The sequence below is a fragment of the Citrobacter sp. RHBSTW-00986 genome, from assembly GCF_013783065.1.
Lineage (GTDB): Bacteria > Pseudomonadota > Gammaproteobacteria > Enterobacterales > Enterobacteriaceae > Citrobacter > Citrobacter braakii.
Map to the genome: position 1 here is coordinate 593,702 of NZ_CP056200.1, position 17,161 is coordinate 610,862.

Annotated in this window: 19 protein-coding genes; 6 read left to right on the forward strand and 13 right to left on the reverse strand. The window is 52.8% G+C overall.

Annotated elements, in window-relative coordinates:
- Positions 1–50: 50 nt before the first annotated feature.
- The 3 genes from tdcG (at position 51) to HV345_RS02955 (ending at position 4,407) form a co-directional block, all read left to right on the forward strand.
- The gene (tdcG, locus tag HV345_RS02945) at positions 51–1,415 is read left to right on the forward strand and encodes an L-serine ammonia-lyase (RefSeq protein WP_016154629.1); all 1,365 of its coding nucleotides are present in this window, start codon (positions 51–53) and stop codon (positions 1,413–1,415) included.
- A 325-nt stretch (positions 1,416–1,740) separates the two neighbouring features.
- The gene (locus tag HV345_RS02950) at positions 1,741–3,072 is read left to right on the forward strand and encodes an amino acid permease (protein ID WP_181636231.1); all 1,332 of its coding nucleotides are present in this window, start codon (positions 1,741–1,743) and stop codon (positions 3,070–3,072) included.
- 24 nt (positions 3,073–3,096) lie between these two features.
- On the forward strand, positions 3,097–4,407 hold the full coding sequence (locus HV345_RS02955) for a serine dehydratase subunit alpha family protein (RefSeq protein WP_016154627.1): 1,311 nt from the start codon (positions 3,097–3,099) through the stop codon (positions 4,405–4,407).
- Between the two features lie 53 nt (positions 4,408–4,460).
- Here the strand turns inward: HV345_RS02955 and HV345_RS02960 are convergent, their stop codons facing one another.
- Positions 4,461–4,610 carry a hypothetical protein gene (locus HV345_RS02960; RefSeq protein WP_016157540.1) on the reverse strand — a complete coding sequence of 50 codons (150 nt, stop codon included), beginning with the start codon at positions 4,608–4,610 and terminating at the stop codon, positions 4,461–4,463.
- A 26-nt stretch (positions 4,611–4,636) separates the two neighbouring features.
- A complete protein-coding gene (locus tag HV345_RS02965) occupies positions 4,637–5,338 on the reverse strand; it encodes a pirin family protein (RefSeq protein ID WP_016157539.1) in 702 nt (233 codons plus the stop codon).
- A 104-nt stretch (positions 5,339–5,442) separates the two neighbouring features.
- Between HV345_RS02965 and yhaJ the strand changes: the two genes are divergently transcribed.
- Complete coding sequence (yhaJ, locus tag HV345_RS02970) at positions 5,443–6,339, forward strand: DNA-binding transcriptional regulator YhaJ (protein WP_016154624.1); 897 nt, start codon at positions 5,443–5,445, stop codon at positions 6,337–6,339.
- Positions 6,340–6,403: 64 nt separating this feature from the next.
- Here yhaJ and HV345_RS02975 read toward each other — a convergent pair whose 3' ends face one another.
- From HV345_RS02975 to HV345_RS03025, 11 genes are all read right to left on the reverse strand, one after another.
- Complete coding sequence (locus HV345_RS02975; RefSeq protein WP_016154623.1) at positions 6,404–6,769, reverse strand: DUF805 domain-containing protein; 366 nt, start codon at positions 6,767–6,769, stop codon at positions 6,404–6,406.
- Positions 6,770–6,893: 124 nt separating this feature from the next.
- A complete protein-coding gene (gene yqjG, locus HV345_RS02980; protein WP_016154622.1) occupies positions 6,894–7,880 on the reverse strand; it encodes a glutathionyl-hydroquinone reductase YqjG in 987 nt (328 codons plus the stop codon).
- A 72-nt stretch (positions 7,881–7,952) separates the two neighbouring features.
- Positions 7,953–8,345 carry a DoxX family protein gene (locus HV345_RS02985; protein WP_003024847.1) on the reverse strand — a complete coding sequence of 131 codons (393 nt, stop codon included), beginning with the start codon at positions 8,343–8,345 and terminating at the stop codon, positions 7,953–7,955.
- A gap of 174 nt (positions 8,346–8,519) precedes the next feature.
- The gene (locus tag HV345_RS02990) at positions 8,520–8,819 is read right to left on the reverse strand and encodes a YqjK-like family protein (RefSeq protein WP_003024845.1); all 300 of its coding nucleotides are present in this window, start codon (positions 8,817–8,819) and stop codon (positions 8,520–8,522) included.
- Entirely contained in the window at positions 8,819–9,214 is a 396-nt protein-coding gene (locus HV345_RS02995; RefSeq protein WP_049268716.1) for a phage holin family protein, read from the reverse strand. The genes HV345_RS02990 and HV345_RS02995 overlap by 1 nt, the downstream gene beginning before the upstream one ends.
- A 2-nt stretch (positions 9,215–9,216) precedes the next feature.
- Positions 9,217–9,522 (reverse strand): YqjD family protein, encoded by a 306-nt coding sequence (locus HV345_RS03000; RefSeq protein WP_003024832.1) that lies wholly within the window; start codon positions 9,520–9,522, stop codon positions 9,217–9,219.
- Positions 9,523–9,555: 33 nt separating this feature from the next.
- The gene (locus tag HV345_RS03005) at positions 9,556–9,924 is read right to left on the reverse strand and encodes a DUF1090 domain-containing protein (RefSeq protein ID WP_016154619.1); all 369 of its coding nucleotides are present in this window, start codon (positions 9,922–9,924) and stop codon (positions 9,556–9,558) included.
- Between the two features lie 147 nt (positions 9,925–10,071).
- On the reverse strand, positions 10,072–10,440 hold the full coding sequence (gene mzrA, locus HV345_RS03010; RefSeq protein ID WP_029139667.1) for an EnvZ/OmpR regulon moderator MzrA: 369 nt from the start codon (positions 10,438–10,440) through the stop codon (positions 10,072–10,074).
- A gap of 18 nt (positions 10,441–10,458) precedes the next feature.
- On the reverse strand, positions 10,459–11,121 hold the full coding sequence (gene yqjA, locus HV345_RS03015) for a DedA family general envelope maintenance protein YqjA (RefSeq protein WP_003024820.1): 663 nt from the start codon (positions 11,119–11,121) through the stop codon (positions 10,459–10,461).
- A gap of 348 nt (positions 11,122–11,469) precedes the next feature.
- Positions 11,470–12,246 carry a transcriptional regulator ExuR gene (gene exuR, locus HV345_RS03020; protein WP_016157536.1) on the reverse strand — a complete coding sequence of 259 codons (777 nt, stop codon included), beginning with the start codon at positions 12,244–12,246 and terminating at the stop codon, positions 11,470–11,472.
- Between the two features lie 133 nt (positions 12,247–12,379).
- Complete coding sequence (locus HV345_RS03025) at positions 12,380–13,681, reverse strand: MFS transporter (RefSeq protein WP_016154616.1); 1,302 nt, start codon at positions 13,679–13,681, stop codon at positions 12,380–12,382.
- 472 nt (positions 13,682–14,153) lie between these two features.
- Between HV345_RS03025 and uxaC the strand changes: the two genes are divergently transcribed.
- Positions 14,154–15,566 (forward strand): glucuronate isomerase, encoded by a 1,413-nt coding sequence (uxaC, locus tag HV345_RS03030; RefSeq protein WP_053389275.1) that lies wholly within the window; start codon positions 14,154–14,156, stop codon positions 15,564–15,566.
- Positions 15,567–15,581: 15 nt separating this feature from the next.
- Entirely contained in the window at positions 15,582–17,069 is a 1,488-nt protein-coding gene (locus HV345_RS03035) for a UxaA family hydrolase (RefSeq protein WP_016157534.1), read from the forward strand.
- The last annotated feature ends 92 nt before the right edge of the window (positions 17,070–17,161 follow it).

The window sequence follows — 17,161 nt, forward strand, 5'->3', positions numbered from 1 at the left end:
AATGAGTGTGAAACCTGGTCTTCACTGAACGGCAATCCGAGGGTGTGGATATGATTAGCGCATTCGATATTTTCAAGATTGGCATTGGACCTTCCAGCTCCCATACCGTGGGGCCAATGAACGCAGGTAAAAGCTTTATCGATCTGTTGGTCAGCAGCGGAGAACTCCCCAGAGCCACGCATATTGTGGTCGATCTTTACGGATCGCTTTCCCTGACCGGGAAAGGTCATGCGACAGATGTCGCGATCATGATGGGGCTGGCCGGTAACAGTCCGCAAAACGTTAATATAGACTCAATCGCTGGTTTTACTCAGGAAGTGGCCCGTACCGGACGTTTGCCGGTTGCTGAGGGCGCGCATGTTGTCGATTTCTCTCCAGATGAAAATATTCTTTTTCATACCGAAACCCTGCCACGCCATGAAAATGGCATGCGTATCACCGCGTGGAACGGCACCGAGAGGCTATTAAGCAAAACCTATTACTCCGTCGGCGGTGGTTTTATCATTGAAGAGGAGCAATTTGGGCAGGTGCATGATGTTGAAGCACACGTGCCCTACAATTTTCATTCCGCCAGCGAACTGCTGAAACTGTGCGAGCGCAATGGGCTGTCTGTTTCCGGCTTGATGATGCAAAACGAGCTGGCGATGCGCAGCAAAGAGGAAATCGATGCTGGCTTTGCCGCCATTTGGGACGTCATGCACGCCGGGATTGAGCGCGGCATGAACACCGAAGGCGTCTTGCCGGGGCCGCTTAACGTTCCGCGTCGCGCCGTGGCGTTACGCCGGTTGCTGGTTTCCAGCGATAATCTGTCCAGCGACCCGATGAACGTTATTGACTGGATCAACATGTTCGCGCTGGCCGTGAGCGAAGAAAACGCCGCCGGGTGCCGGGTTGTGACGGCGCCGACCAACGGTGCATGTGGGATTATTCCCGCCGTATTGGCCTATTACGACAAGTTCCGCCGTCCGGTGAATGCGAACTCCATTGCCCGCTATTTGCTGGCCGCGGGGGCGATAGGCGCGCTGTATAAGATGAACGCCTCTATTTCTGGTGCTGAGGTGGGCTGCCAGGGTGAGATTGGCGTAGCCTGTTCAATGGCGGCTGCCGGGCTGACAGAACTGCTGGGCGGTAGCCCGTCGCAGGTCTGCATTGCAGCGGAAATCGCCATGGAGCATAACCTGGGGCTGACCTGCGATCCGGTAGCCGGACAGGTGCAAATACCGTGCATTGAACGTAATGCGATCAACGCAGTAAAAGCCGTCAACGCCGCGCGCATGGCGCTACGTCGAACGTCAGAACCACGCGTTTCGCTCGATAAAGTGATCGAGACCATGTATGAAACGGGCAAAGATATGAACGACAAATACCGTGAAACCTCACGCGGTGGGTTGGCAATTAAAGTGGTTTGTACCTGAGGTAAAAGCCGTGCCTGGTCAGCGCAGCGCTATCCGGCAATAAATTAATCAATATGGCATGATAAAAAAAGGTGCACGTTAGTGCGCCTTTTTTGTTGTGATCTGCTTCAAATATAGAAATTCAATTCTTTATATGGAAATAAAAGAGAAAATATTTCTTAACTTTTAGAAATTACAGGGGTTTGTTTGTGAAGTTTTTCTCTGATCCTGCGCGTATGATTTCCTCATTACTCCAATAGCTCACCTGCACCGTAGTACTGCGTATCGCATTGAGGCAGTACGAAAAAAATATAAAAACCTCTACCTACACATTGAGCGGAAAATTATGGAAACGGCAACGAATAACAGCGTAATACTCGACGCATCTGCTCCGGCACGTCGGGCGGGAATGACCGAAAGTGAATGGCGCGAAGCCATTAAATTCGACAGCATGGACACCGGCTGGGTCATTATGAGTATCGGTATGGCAATTGGTGCGGGGATTGTTTTTCTTCCCGTCCAGGTGGGTTTGATGGGGCTGTGGGTGTTTTTGCTCTCCTCTATCATCGGTTACCCAGCCATGTATCTGTTCCAGCGTCTGTTTATTAATACGCTGGCTGAGTCCCCAGAGTGTAAAGACTACCCGAGCGTAATCAGCGGCTATCTGGGTAAGAACTGGGGCATCCTGTTAGGTGCGTTGTATTTTGTGATGCTGGTTATCTGGATGTTCGTCTATTCCACCGCCATCACCAACGATAGCGCCTCCTACCTGCATACTTTTGGCGTTACTGAAGGTTTACTGTCCGACAGCCCGTTCTATGGCCTGGTGCTGATTTGCATCCTGGTGGCTATCTCGTCCCGCGGGGAAAAACTGCTGTTTAAAATCTCCACCGGTATGGTACTGACCAAGCTGCTGGTGGTGGCGGCGCTTGGCGTGTCGATGGTTGGGATGTGGCATTTATATAACGTAGGTTCACTGCCGCCGATGGCGCTGCTGATCAAAAACGCGATTATCACGCTGCCGTTTACCCTGACCTCGATTCTGTTTATTCAGACCTTAAGCCCGATGGTTATCTCCTATCGTTCTCGCAATAAATCCATTGAAGTGGCACGCCATAAAGCCCTGCGAGCCATGAATATTGCGTTCGGTATTCTGTTTGTGACCGTCTTTTTCTACGCCGTTTCCTTCACGCTGGCGATGGGCCATGACGAAGCGGTTAAAGCTTATGAGCAGAACATTTCCGCTCTGGCGATTGCCGCGCAGTTTATCAGCGGCGCGGGTGCTGGCTGGGTGAAAATCGTCAGCGTTATTCTGAACATCTTTGCCGTAATGACCGCTTTCTTCGGCGTTTACTTAGGGTTCCGTGAAGCCACTCAAGGGATCGTGATGAACGTGCTGCGCCGCAAAATGCCAGCCGAGAAAATCAATGAGACCCTGGTTCAGCGCGGCATTATGGTTTTCGCTATCTTGCTGGCGTGGGGAGCCATTGTGCTCAATGCGCCGGTACTGAGCTTCACTTCTATTTGTAGCCCTATCTTCGGCATGGTGGGATGTCTGATCCCGGCCTGGTTGGTCTACAAAGTTCCTGCACTGCACAAATACAAAGGCGCTTCCCTGTATCTGATTATTGTCACGGGCCTGTTGCTGTGCGTTTCTCCGGTCCTGGCATTTTCCTGAGATATCTGAGCAAAGGTTGTTGTTATGTTTGAGACTACATTGAATCCATTATGGGATAGTTTTATCCGCGCGGTGCAGGAAGAAGTTAAGCCTGCGCTGGGCTGCACGGAACCTATCTCTCTGGCTCTGGCGGCAGCGGTCGCCTCCTCTGAGCTGGACGGCGCGGTTGAACGCATTGATGCGTGGGTCTCACCGAACCTGATGAAAAACGGCATGGGCGTTACCGTGCCGGGTACCGGAATGGTTGGGCTGCCTGTCGCGGCGGCACTGGGTGCGCTGGGGGGAAATGCCCACGCCGGTTTAGAGGTACTGAAAGACGCCTCGCCTCAAGCGATTGCCGATGCGAAAGCGATGCTTACCGCCGGGAAGGTCGCGGTGATGCTGCAGGAGCCATGCGAGGACATTCTTTTCTCCCGTGCGAAGGTTTATAGCGCTGAAGGATGGGCGTGCGTGACGATTGTTGGTGGTCATACCAACATTGTGCACATTGAGACCAATAAGGGCGTGGTGTTCACGACAGAACAGAACGCTCAGGAAGAGGAGCAGGAGTCACCGCTGGCGGTATTATCCCACACGTCGCTGGAAGAGATTCTGGCGTTCGTGAACGCGGTACCGTTTGAGTCAATCCGCTTTATTCTCGATGCGGCGAAACTGAACGGTGCGCTGTCCCAGGAAGGGCTGCGCGGTAACTGGGGCTTGCACATCGGAACCACGCTTGAGAAGCAGTGCGCGCGTGGCCTGCTGGCGAACGATCTCTCCACCTCTATTCTGATCCGCACCAGTGCGGCATCGGATGCGCGAATGGGCGGGGCGACGCTTCCGGCAATGAGCAACTCGGGCTCTGGAAATCAGGGGATTACCGCGACCGTTCCGGTAATGGTGGTGGCTGAGCACTTTGGTGCGGATGAAGAGAAATTGGCGCGTGCGCTGATGTTGTCTCACCTGAGCGCTATCTACATCCATCATCAGCTTCCGCGTTTGTCTGCACTGTGTGCGGCAACCACGGCGGCGATGGGTGCCGCGGCGGGGATGGCGTGGATTGTTGATGGTCGCTACAACACCATCGCGATGGCAATCAGCAGCATGATTGGCGACGTGAGCGGAATGATTTGCGATGGTGCCTCAAACAGCTGCGCGATGAAAGTTTCAACCAGCGCATCTGCGGCGTGGAAAGCGGTGCTGATGGCGCTGGATGATACCGCTGTGACCGGCAATGAAGGGATTGTGGCGCACAACGTGGAGCAATCGATCACGAACCTGTGTGCGCTGGCATGTCGCTCGATGCAGGAAACCGACAAGCAGATCATTGAGATCATGGCCAGTAAGGCACATTAATCTGCAGGCCGGGTAAGGCGGAATCGCCCCCGGCATAACTCTAAGCCGCCTTTTCAGGCGGCTTCTTCGTCTTCCAGCCGTAGCTCGGCATCCGCCACAATCGCTTCCAGCTCTGTCAGCATTTCTTCATAGCCGAAGGTCACAGTATCCTGTTTTTTCGGCTCAACCTGCGGCTGACGTTTTTTTGATGATTTCTTGCTCAATAGTCGTACTCCATTGTTTTCCCTGACTATACGGGCAAATCTATCAGCAAAGCGCGCAGCGCGGTATCGGCGACTAACGTTATGTTAGTTTCGTCACGAATAAATGCGCCATCGCCGCAGGTGAGCGCTTCCTTTTCGGCGCCAGATGTCACCGCATGGAATCTGCCGTGGATCGACTGTAAGTAAGCCCGCGGCCCATGTAACTGAAAACTCAGCGATTCACCTTGTTGCAGTTCAACGTGGTGCACCCATACCTGTTGACGCAGATGCAGGCTGCCTTGTTCACCATCCGGCGAGGCGAGCAACTGATGCTTACCGGCACTCAGCGTGGCTTTCTGTACGCAGGCGTTTTCGCGCTGCGGGCAGGCATCCAGCCAGAGCTGCATTCGGGTTAACGGTTTATCTTTGCTGATATTGTGTTCGCTGTAGCTAATTCCCGGCTGTGTGGCGAGCAGTAAAACTTCTCCTGCCTTGGCCTGGATATGGTTGCCTTCACTGTCGCGGTACTCCGCTTCCCCTTCGAGGATCAGATTGACGATATCCACCTTCGGATAGGTACGTGGCTGGAAAGAGGCTCCCGGTGCCAGAACTTCCTGGTTCAGAACACGCAGCGAGGCATAACCCAGCAGTTTAGGATCAAAATAGTGTCCAAAGGAGAAGGTATAACGGGCCTGCAGCCAGCCGTAGTCTGCTTGCCCGCATTGTTTGGCTGTACGGGTAGTAATCATAGTTCTTGACCTCTCTTTACTTCCTTTTATGTTAAATGGCTAGACGCTGCATTGTTAGCCAGATATTCTGCCCGGTATGTTCAAATTTCCTGAATGAGAACGAGATGGCCAAAGAAAGGGCTTTAACGCTTGAGGCGTTACGCGTCATGGACGCAATAGACCGGCGTGGCAGCTTTGCCGCCGCAGCGGACGAACTGGGGCGCGTTCCTTCCGCGCTCAGCTATACCATGCAGAAGCTGGAGGAAGAGCTGGACGTCGTGCTGTTCGACCGTTCAGGTCATCGCACAAAATTCACCAACGTCGGGCGTATGCTGCTGGAACGTGGGCGTGTACTGCTGGAAGCTGCGGATAAGCTGACCACCGATGCCGAAGCGCTGGCTCGTGGTTGGGAAACGCATCTGACCATCGTCACCGAAGCGCTGGTGCCGACGGCGGCGTTTTTCCCGCTGATCGACAGACTTGCCGGGAAGGCCAATACCCAGCTTTCCGTTATTACCGAAGTTCTGGCCGGGGCGTGGGAGCGTCTGGAGCAGGGGCGGGCGGATATCGTGATTGCGCCGGATATGCATTTTCGCTCATCTTCGGAAATCAACTCGCGCAAGCTGTACTCGCTGATGAACGTATATGTGGCGGCCCCGGATCATCCAATTCATCAGGAGCCGGAACCGTTATCGGAAGTCACCCGCGTGAAGTACCGCGGAATCGCGGTGGCGGACACGGCCCGCGAACGTCCGGTGCTGACGGTTCAACTGCTGGATAAACAGCCGCGTCTGACGGTGAGTTCGATAGAAGATAAACGCCAGGCGCTGTTGGCCGGTCTTGGCGTGGCGACGATGCCATACCCGCTGGTGGAAGAGGACATTGCGGCGGGTCGGTTGCGTGTGGTTAGCCCGGAATCGACAAGCGAAATTGATATTATTATGGCCTGGCGTCGAGACAGCATGGGCGAAGCGAAATCCTGGTGTTTGCGGGAAATTCCCAAGCTATTTGCGGGTAAATAGCAGGGCTGTTACGCCGGATGCGGTGCAAATGCACCTTATCCGGCCGACAAGATGGTGTATTACATCAGGACAGTTGTTTGGGGTCAGCGCCGAAGCGGTTGCTCCCCTGAGTACCATTTTGACAGTTGAAAATGATGATTACCAACCAGCCTACGATCGGGATCAGCAGCACCAGTAGCCACCAGGCCGAGCGGTCGGTGTCATGTAAACGCCGGAACTGCACCGCCCACCACGGGATAAAGACCAGAACCCCATAAATCGTCGTTAATATGCCTTCCCCTCCGGCGCGTTCCCAGCCAAGCATTCTGTCCAGAATGCCCAGCACGAACGTAAAGATGATGTTGACCAGCACAAACATCCAGTATTCTTTACGACGCGCGCGGCCCCCAAAACCAAAGTAGTTCTTTAATACGTTTAAATACCAATCCATTTTTGCCTCGTTCTGTATTCAATTACTTGTTTTTAAAGCAATCAAATTAAGAATAGCCGTGAATGGAATGCTGGTAAATATTTGCTGTATTAATTATTTGGCCCCCAAAGGGGACCCGTGTAAATCAGGCAAAACGGTCATCACGCCCGTGGGGTTCGTTGAGGTCCTGCCACGGTCCGACAGAAATAATGCCGGTCGGGTTAATGGTTTTGTGGCTACGGAAGTAGTGATTGCGGATGTGATCAAAATTAACGGTCTCCGCAATGCCTGGCATCTGGTAGATATCGCGCAGGAAACCGTACAGGTTCAGATAGTCGCTAATCCGGTGTTTGTCGCACTTGAAGTGCGTCACATACACAGGATCAAAGCGCACCAGCGTGGTCCACAGGCGAATATCGGCCTCTGTTAACTGGTCCCCGGTCAGGTAGCGATGTTGCCCAAGGATCTGCTCCAGTCGCGCCAGAGATTGAAAGACTTTTTCTACGGCGTCGTCGTAGGCTTCCTGACTGGTGGCAAATCCGGCTTTATACACGCCGTTATTGACGTTGTCATAAATCCAGCCGTTGAGCTCGTCGATTTTAGTTTGCAGAGCGGGTGGATAGTAATCCCCGGCTTTCGCGCCCAGCGCATCAAACGCAGTGTTAAACATACGGATGATATCTGCAGATTCGTTGCTGACAATGGTGTGGTTCTTTTTGTCCCACAGCACCGGAACGGTCACCCGACCGCTGTAGTGCGGATCGGCGTGTAAATAAAGTTGATAAAGAAATTCGTGCTGATACAGGGTATCGCCGGTTGCCGCCGGGAAGTTATCGTCAAAGGTCCAGCCGTTTTCCAGCATCAGCGGATGCACAACGGAAACGGAAATAAACGGTTCCAGCCCTTTGAGTTTACGCAAGATCAGCGTGCGATGCGCCCACGGACAGGCCAGAGAAACGTAGAGATGATAGCGGTCTTTTTCGGCGGCGAAACCCCCTTCGCCCGTTGGACCCGGTGCGCCATCCGCGGTGAGCCAGTTACGGAAAGCTGATGCAGAGCGTTGAAATTTTCCCCCGGTTGATTTGGTGTCATACCAGGTGTCATGCCATACGCCGTCAATGAGTTGTCCCATGATTTTCGCCTCCTCAGATAGCAAAAGCGAGGAGATGTCTCCTCGCTTTTTGATGCGTTTAGTATAGCTCGCTTACCATTTTTTATTCAGTACACGGTCGATGCTGAATGCGCCCGGACCGGTGATAGCCAGCAGCAGGAAGCCGCCTGCGATGGTCAGGTTTTTCATAAACATCAGAGAGTTCACACCTTCCGCAAAGTTGCTGTGGAAGAGGAACGCCGTCAGCAGCGTGAAGCCCGCGGTGAACAGCGCAGTAGTACGAGTCAGGAAACCAAACAGGATGGCCAGACCGCCGCCAAACTCAAGCAGGATAACCAGCGGTAACATAAATCCTGGGACGCCCATGGCTTCCATGTACTGTTGGGTACCCGCATATCCGGTGATTTTTCCCCAACCTGCGGTAATAAACAGGATTGGCATCAGAATGCGCGCTACCAGTACACCAACATCTTCTAATTTCTTCATCATACTCTCCAGGAAACCACTCAGGCGGCTTATTGTGTTTTTTTGTGCAACGACGTCGCAGAGTGCGTCGTTGCTGTCGATGGAGAGAATCATAAACGTGGCTAATGACAATTGTTAGCAAGGAAAACTGTCAGAAATTTTCAAAAAATTTGAGGTTAGGGGGAGAAGAGGTGATTAGCCGCGCAGTTGCTGTTGTCTGATGGTCGATTTAACCAGACGCCAGATGCTCCACACGCTAAAGCCGCGTTTAGCCCAGCGTACCAGCAGATTCGGGTTACGAATGGTGCGAACCGCCATAATACTGCTTCCGACCAACACCCAGCCACGCAGGTTCAGCAGCGTCTTCCAGCCACGATCGTAAACTTCGGTGGCTTCCAGCCAGTCGCGGCGAGTGGCAGACAGATCCAGCCGTTGCTGCTGGATCTGTCCAAGCAGTTGCGCCTTACGTTGTTGACGTTCGACTTTACTGCTCATTATGCATCATCCTCCAGGGCCTGCCTGTCGTTAGCGAGTTCATTGCGCGTATGGCGTAGCAGCGTTGTTTTACGCGCTTTACTCAGCGTCCATAGCCCGCCGATAAGCGCAAAAAGCAACAGCACAACGGTGGTGGCAATCATGGCGTTCAGGCGATACTGCGGGTCTATGGCCCAGATGATAAGCACCATCAGGCTCATCAGACCAAACGCCGCGAACAGCATGGTCAGCCCAAGCATCAGCAGGATCTGGATGAGATTGGCTTTTTCCTCTTCCAGCTCAACGACGGCCAGCCGCAGCCGCGTCTCTACGATCTCAACGAGAATCGTCAGGATCCGCTGTCCAATACCCAGTACGCCTTTGCCTGGACCTTGTGCGTGTTGAGAGTCTGCCATTATTAACGGCGCGACAGCAGTACACCAAGTACCACACCGACTGCAGCGCCAATGCCGACGCCTGTCCATGGGTTTTCGCGTACGTAGTTATCGGCTTTTGCCGCGGCCTCACGGGTCTGTTTGGCAATCACATCGCTGGTTTCGCTCAGACGATGGCGGCTCTCGCGTAACGCATGTTCGGCTTTGCTGCGAATTTTACTCATCTCTTCCTTCGACTTATCGCCAGAGGAGCTAAGTACTTCTTCAAGCGTATCCGCAAGAGATTTCAGCTCAGCGCGCAGGTTTTCCGTAGCATTATCTTTCGACATAGTTTTCTCCAGTTGAGTGGCTAGTTACCGTACTTAGTAATCGCGTGTCTCGAGTTCTTTCAGCTCTTGCTGAGCTTCAGCAAGCTTATGTTCGCGCTTGGCTATCTTATCCGCATCGCCTTTTTGCTTCGCCTCGGCCAAATCACGTTGACGCTCGGCTATCTCATTTTTCTGCTCGGCGATTTTTTTCTGATGGTCGGCGCGCAGTTTGCTGTCAGTACAATTTGCCCGAACTTCGCTCAGCGCTTTGTTCAGACCATTGATGCGGTTTTGATTGTTGTGCTTTTCGGCATAGCTTATCTCCCGCTGAATATCCTGTTCTTTTTCCTGACAGAGGGTGGAGGCGTAACTGCCGGCACTGAGAGCGAAAAGACTAATTGCTAAAGCGATGCGGTATTTCATTCTTGAACCTTCCATTGTGATTCGACCTTGTGGCTTTGGCCGATGCTCCAGAATAATAAAGCAATGGGTCATAAACCCAGTTTATTAATCATAGGCGCTAAATGATGAAATCACCAAAGTGAGTGATCTAATTCAGATTCCTGGAGATTAACCAAAACGGTGCGGGGTATCACGTAAGCGGGATAACCACTGTACCGCCTGATTATCATCATCCTGCTGAGCAATAACGAAACCGTGCGGTAACGTTCGGTCCAGCACGACCTTTGCGGCTGCGCTTTGCGCGCTGGAATCAAAGGTGATCAGCAGCGCGTCATTTTGCGGAGTAATGCTTTTAAAGCGAATGCCGTTGGCGTCCAGGTGATGCCAGATAGAGAAGCCATCAGGCATGGTGGCTCCCTGGTTTACAGCACGAATGGCAAGCGTTGACTCCTGCTGGCGGATGACCGACCAGGTCAGGAGCAGCGCGCCGATAAACAGCATAAAAGTAGTCGTCCAGGCCAGTCGTCGGAGTGTTATGCATGATTTCAGCATAATTTACCCTCGGTTCCCGTATTTCTTTTTCCAAAGCACAACCAGGGAACCTGCCAGACCAAACACCAGTAACACCACGGGAAGCAGCATCAGACAAGACATCAGCTGATCTTCATATTTGAGAAACACTGGCGTTTTGCCCAGCAGATAGCCAAGCGTTGTGAGAATCAGAACCCAAAGCAGTCCGCTCATCCAGTTAAAGAACTGAAAGCGCGCATTGTTCAGACCGGACAATCCTGCGATGGTCGGCAGTAATGTTCTGACAAACGCGATAAAGCGACCGACCAACAGGGCAGACAAGCCATGCTTATGGAACAGATGATGTGCGCGCTGATGGTAGTGCGCGGGTAGATGAGACAGCCAGTTTTGAACGGTGCGGGTATTTCCCAGCCATCTCCCCTGGATATAGCTGAGCCAGCAACCCAGGCTGGCCGCGGTGGTGAGCAGCAGTACCGTTTGCGGAAAACCCATCGCGCCTTTAGCGATAAGTACGCCGACCAGTACCAGTAGACTGTCGCCAGGTAAAAAGGCTGCTGGCAGCAGTCCATTTTCCAGAAACAAAATGGTAAACAGTACGAAATAGAGCATGCCAATCATGGAGGGATTGGCCAGCGTTTCAAAATCCTGAGCCCATAAAGCATTCAGTAATTGAGTCAGTAGTTCCATTCAATATTCCTGGAGAATCGGTTGTCGTCATGCCGGTATTCTGGAGTTTGTAACGCCGCAATTTTATTGGTGTTTTTTACATGGATCGCGGTCTGACACAAATTCACGGCCTGAACTATTCCCTGTAAAGTTGTGAAGTAAGCAAGCTCTCAAACACAAAAATTCAAATAACAACTAATTGTAACAAAGGTCAACGTAGTCCGTTATAGAAATTACGGGTGTTGTCCTGTGATTTTGCTTATCGCAATGGAGGGAGGCGAGAGGATTTACACAGGCTGACACTTTATACCTAATGCTTACCAAGCGTCAGAAACAGGCGCTTTGTCGCGCCTGCATCGTTAAGATTGTTTATTTTGCGCCGTTAGCTGCCGTATCGAGATGAATGACGGGATTATCGGTAAAAAGATAACGGTCTGCGTTGAATTCAAAATCATCGCTGGTTTCGTTAAACAGCATCTGCTTTGTGTTCTCAAGATGCTGCCACATCGCCAGTTTGGCGGCGTGTGGATCTTTGCGAATCAGCGCCCGCAGGATCTGGTCATGGTCGTCGCACCAGTTATCTACCGTACGCAGGTCGATGTGGTCGTGCAGCTTCTTCCAGTAGGGGTTGTGAATACGCTGAGTCCACATTTTTTCAACAATCGCGGCCAGGGCAGAGTTCTGTGTTGCCAGCGCGACCTGCACATGGAACAGGAGATCCCACTCGGAGTCACGAAAGCTTTTTTCGTTACGCGACTTCTCCTGAATTTCCATCAGTTTCATGATGTCCTGTTTGGTCACCTGGGTGGCGGCAAACTCAGCAATGTTGCTTTCTATGAGCTGGCGAGCCTGGAGCAGCTCAAATGGACCGTAGCTGGCGAATTCCAGACTTTCATCTGGCGCGACATAGTGTTTGGGTTGGTTTGAAATGACGTGGATCCCCGATCCTTTACGCACTTCAACATAGCCCTCAACCTCGAGCATGATAATCGCTTCACGAACCACGGTGCGGCTGACATTTTTTTCATCGGCGATAAAGCGCTCGGCGGGGAGTTTGTCACCCACCAGGTAGACACCCTGCTCAATGCGTTCTTTCAGATCAGCGGCAAGTTGTTGGTACAAACGTCGTGGTTCGGTGATTTCCATATGCGCTCCAGGCATGATACGGCAGACTCTATTTGTTATACCACTTTTGCGATTACGGCTCCACTCGCGGCGATAAAAAAGCCGCCAGATGACTGGCGGCTTAGATTACATAACCTTGTTAAATCGTGTCTGGTTAACTTTGCGCAGCGGGATCGCCAGTTTGCGAAGCTGACTCTACCTCGCTGGCCGATTTGTTCTGCAATACCGTCCAGATGACTAACGCGCCGAGCAGGTCGAATACCGCCAGTACGGCGAACAGCGGGCTGAAGCCGATGGTGTCAGCCAGCGCGCCAACGACCAGCGCAAACAGCGTACTTGCAAGCCAGGCGGACATACCGGTCAGACCGTTCGCGGTTGCCACTTCATTACGACCAAATACGTCAGAAGAGAGCGTGATCAGCGCACCGGACAGCGCCTGGTGAGCAAAGCCGCCGACGCACAGCAGGGCGATAGCAATGTACGGGCTGGTGAACAGACCGATCATCCCTGGGCCAATCATCAGCAATGCGCCCATGGTGACGACCATTTTACGGGAAACGATCAGGTTAACGCCGAACCAGCGCTGGAACAGCGGCGGTAAGTAACCCCCTACGATACAGCCCAGGTCAGCAAACAGCATCGGCATCCAGGCAAACATCGCAATCTCTTTCAGGTTAAAGCCGTAGACTTTAAACATGAACAGCGGGATCCAGGCGTTAAAGGTACCCCAGGCCGGCTCTGCTAGGAAACGCGGCAGCGCGATGCCCCAGAACTGGCGGTTACGCAGGATCTGACCGAGAGACATTTTCTTGGCGGTGCTGTTTTTATGCTGTGATTCCTGACCATTCAGAATGTAATCACGTTCTTCATCAGACAGTTTTTTCTGGTCGCGTGGGTGTTTGTAAAATACCAACCAGCACATGGCCCAGATAAAGCTCAGGGCACCAGAAATAATGAATGCCATCTGCCAGCTGTGCATGACGATAGCCCAGACGACCAGCGGCGGAGCAATCATCGCGCCGATAGAGGAACCGACGTTAAAGTAACCCACTGCGATTGAACGTTCTTTTGCCGGGAACCATTCAGAGCTGGCTTTCAGACCCGCAGGAATCATCGCAGCTTCAGCGGCACCGACTGCGCCTCGCGCCAGCGCCAGTCCACCCCAGCTACCAGCCAGTGCGGTCGCGCCACAGAAGACGGCCCACAGAACGGCGAACATCGCGTAACCAATTTTTGTGCCGAGCACATCGAGCACATAGCCGGCAACAGGTTGCATTACGGTGTAAGCAGCAGAATACGCTGCGATGATATAGGAATACTGTTGGGTGGAGATGTGTAACTCTTCCATCAGAGTTGGCGCAGCTGCCGCCACAGTGTTACGTGTCAGATAACCCAGCACGGTGCCAAGCGTCACCAGTGCGATCATGTACCAACGTAACCCTTTAATTTTACGCATGTAAAACCTCATCGTTTTGTTATGTCCGCGAACGAGCGGTCATCTTCCAGTTCAGGGAGGAGGATGTTCTTTTACGAGGGGGTAACCGAAAAAAAGCCGGTACTCCCCGAACTCTGCCATGTCAATATTTGTGCTAATTCGGTTTCCGTACCGGTTAATCCGATGGTGATACATCGGTAATTTGCATTCCGTCGGCTTATGTATCGCGACGGCAAAAAGATAACTTGTCATACAGCTTTAAAAGGTGAGTGCCATCACAAAAGTGTGAATCTTCGTGTGGTCATTATTTCGATTCAGCAAAGCCAGTGCTGGTGCGGCTTGGCGCGAGGTTTACCTCTTTGAGAGTAATTTTTTTGTCGCCATTTGTTGATCTAACTCACGAAAATATCTTCAGTGTATGGAAATTGGTGTGATAACTTTGTCAACATCAAAACATAAGCAATCTGACGCACTCGCTGAGAGGAAGACGATAATGACCCCGTTTATGACTGAAGATTTCCTGTTGGACACCGAATTTGCCCGCCGTCTGTATCATGATTACGCCAAAGACCAGCCAATCTTCGACTACCACTGCCATTTGCCACCGCAACAAATCGCGGAAAACTACCGTTTTAATAACCTGTATGACATCTGGCTGAAGGGTGACCACTACAAGTGGCGTGCGATGCGTACTAACGGCGTCGCTGAGCGCCTGTGTACCGGCGATGCGTCCGATCGCGAGAAGTTTGACGCCTGGGCCGCCACGGTTCCGCACACAATCGGTAACCCGCTGTACCATTGGACCCACCTCGAATTACGTCGCCCGTTTGGTATTACAGGTAAGCTGTTGTCTCCGGCAACGGCTGACGAAATCTGGAACCAGTGCAATGAACTGCTGGCGCAGGACAAATTCTCCGCGCGCGGCATCATGCAGCAGATGAATGTGAAAATGGTCGGTACTACCGATGACCCAATCGACTCTCTTGAGCATCACGCGGCCGTTGCTAAAGACGCAAGCTTTGATGTGAAAGTGCTGCCGAGCTGGCGTCCGGATAAAGCCTTTAACATTGAGCAGGCGACCTTTAATGACTATATGGCGAAGCTCGGTGAGGTGTCTGACACGGATATCCGCCGCTTCAGCGACCTGCAAGCTGCGCTGACCAAACGTCTGGATCACTTTGCGGCTCACGGCTGTAAAGTCTCTGACCACGCGCTGGACGTGGTGCTGTTTGCTGAATCTAACGAATCTGAACTGGATAGCATTCTGTCACGCCGCCTGGCGGGTGAAACGCTGAGCGAGCATGAAGTTGCCCAGTTTAAAACCGCGGTGCTGGTGTTCCTCGGTGCGGAATACGCGCGTCGTGAATGGGTACAGCAGTACCACATCGGCGCGCTGCGTAATAACAACCTGCGTCAGTTCAAACTGTTGGGTGCGGATGTCGGCTTCGACTCCATCAACGATCGCCCGATGGCCGAAGAGCTGTCCAAACTGCTGAGCAAGCAGAACGAACAGAACCTGCTGCCGAAAACCATTCTCTACTGCCTGAACCCGCGCGATAACGAAGTGCTGGGCACCATGATCGGCAACTTCCAGGGCGAAGGTATGCCGGGCAAGATGCAGTTCGGTTCCGGCTGGTGGTTCAACGATCAGAAAGACGGTATGGAACGTCAGATGACGCAACTGGCCCAGCTCGGTCTGCTGAGCCGTTTCGTCGGCATGCTGACCGATAGCCGTAGCTTCCTGTCATACACGCGCCATGAATACTTCCGTCGCATCCTGTGCCAGATGATTGGCCGTTGGGTTGCTGCAGGTGAAGCGCCGGCAGATATCCAGCTGTTGGGTGAAATGGTCAGAAATATTTGCTTCAACAATGCGCGTGATTATTTCGCCATTGAACTGAACTAAGGCCTGGGTGAAGGTATGCAATACATCAAGATCCATACGCTGGATAACGTCGCGGTAGCGCTCGCTGATTTGGCTGAAGGAACCGAAGTCACCGTTGATGGGCAAGCGGTAATCCTGCGCCAAGCGGTTTCTCGTGGCCATAAATTCGCTTTATGCGATATTGCGCAAGGCGAAAACGTCATTAAATACGGTTTGCCAATCGGTCATACGTTGGTGGACGTGGCGGCGGGTGAGCATATTCATGCTCACAACACGCGCACGAATCTGAGCGACCTGGACACGTATAGCTACCACCCTGATTTTCAGGCAGAGCTTGTTCAACCCGCCGATCGCGATGTACAGATCTACCGTCGTGCTAACGGCGAGGTCGGCGTGCGCAACGAACTGTGGATCCTGCCGACGGTCGGCTGCGTCAACGCCATGGCGCGTCAGATGCAGAACCGCTTTCTGAAAGAGACCAACGACGCCGAGGGTATCGACGGCGTGCATCTTTTCAGTCACACCTACGGCTGTTCGCAACTGGGTGACGACCACATCAACACCCGTACCATGCTGCAAAATATGGTGCGCCACCCGAATGCGGGTGCGGTGCTGGTGGTCGGCCTGGGCTGTGAAAACAACCAGGTTGATGCCTTCCGCGAAACTTTAGGCGAGTACGATCCTGAGCGTGTTCACTTTATGGTCTGCCAACATCAGGAAGACGAAGTGGAAGCGGGGATTGAACATCTCCATCAGTTGTACAACGTGATGCGTAACGATAAGCGTGAGCCGGGTAAGCTGGGCGAGCTGAAGTTTGGTCTGGAATGCGGCGGCTCTGACGGCCTGTCCGGTATTACCGCCAACCCGATGCTGGGGCGTTTTTCCGACTACGTGATTGCCAACGGCGGCACCACCGTGCTGACTGAAGTACCGGAAATGTTCGGTGCCGAGCAGCTGCTGATGGACCACTGCCGTGACGAAGAAACTTTCGGCAAGCTGGTGACCATGGTCAATGACTTTAAGCAGTACTTCATTGCTCACGACCAGCCGATTTACGAGAATCCATCGCCGGGCAACAAAGCGGGCGGGATCACCACGCTGGAAGATAAATCTCTGGGTTGCACGCAAAAAGCGGGCTCCAGCCAGGTGGTGGATGTACTGCGCTACGGCGAACGCCTGAAGACACACGGCCTGAACTTACTGAGCGCGCCGGGTAACGATGCGGTTGCTACCAGTGCCCTCGCGGGCGCGGGCTGTCATATGGTGCTGTTCAGCACCGGCCGCGGTACGCCGTACGGCGGTTTTGTGCCGACGGTGAAAATTGCGACCAACAGCGAGTTGGCGGCCAAGAAAAAACACTGGATCGATTTTGACGCCGGACAGCTGATCCACGGTAAAGCGATGCCTCAGCTGCTGAGCGAGTTTGTCGATACGATCGTTGAGTTCGCCAATGGCAAGCAAACCTGCAACGAGCGCAACGATTTCCGGGAACTGGCTATCTTTAAAAGCGGCGTAACATTGTAATTACCCTTCAACTTTCGCGTGACAGCCGCGTTGGCTGCGTCCATTCACCCCGGTCACTTACTCCAGTAAGCTCCCGGGGATGTCTGAACTTA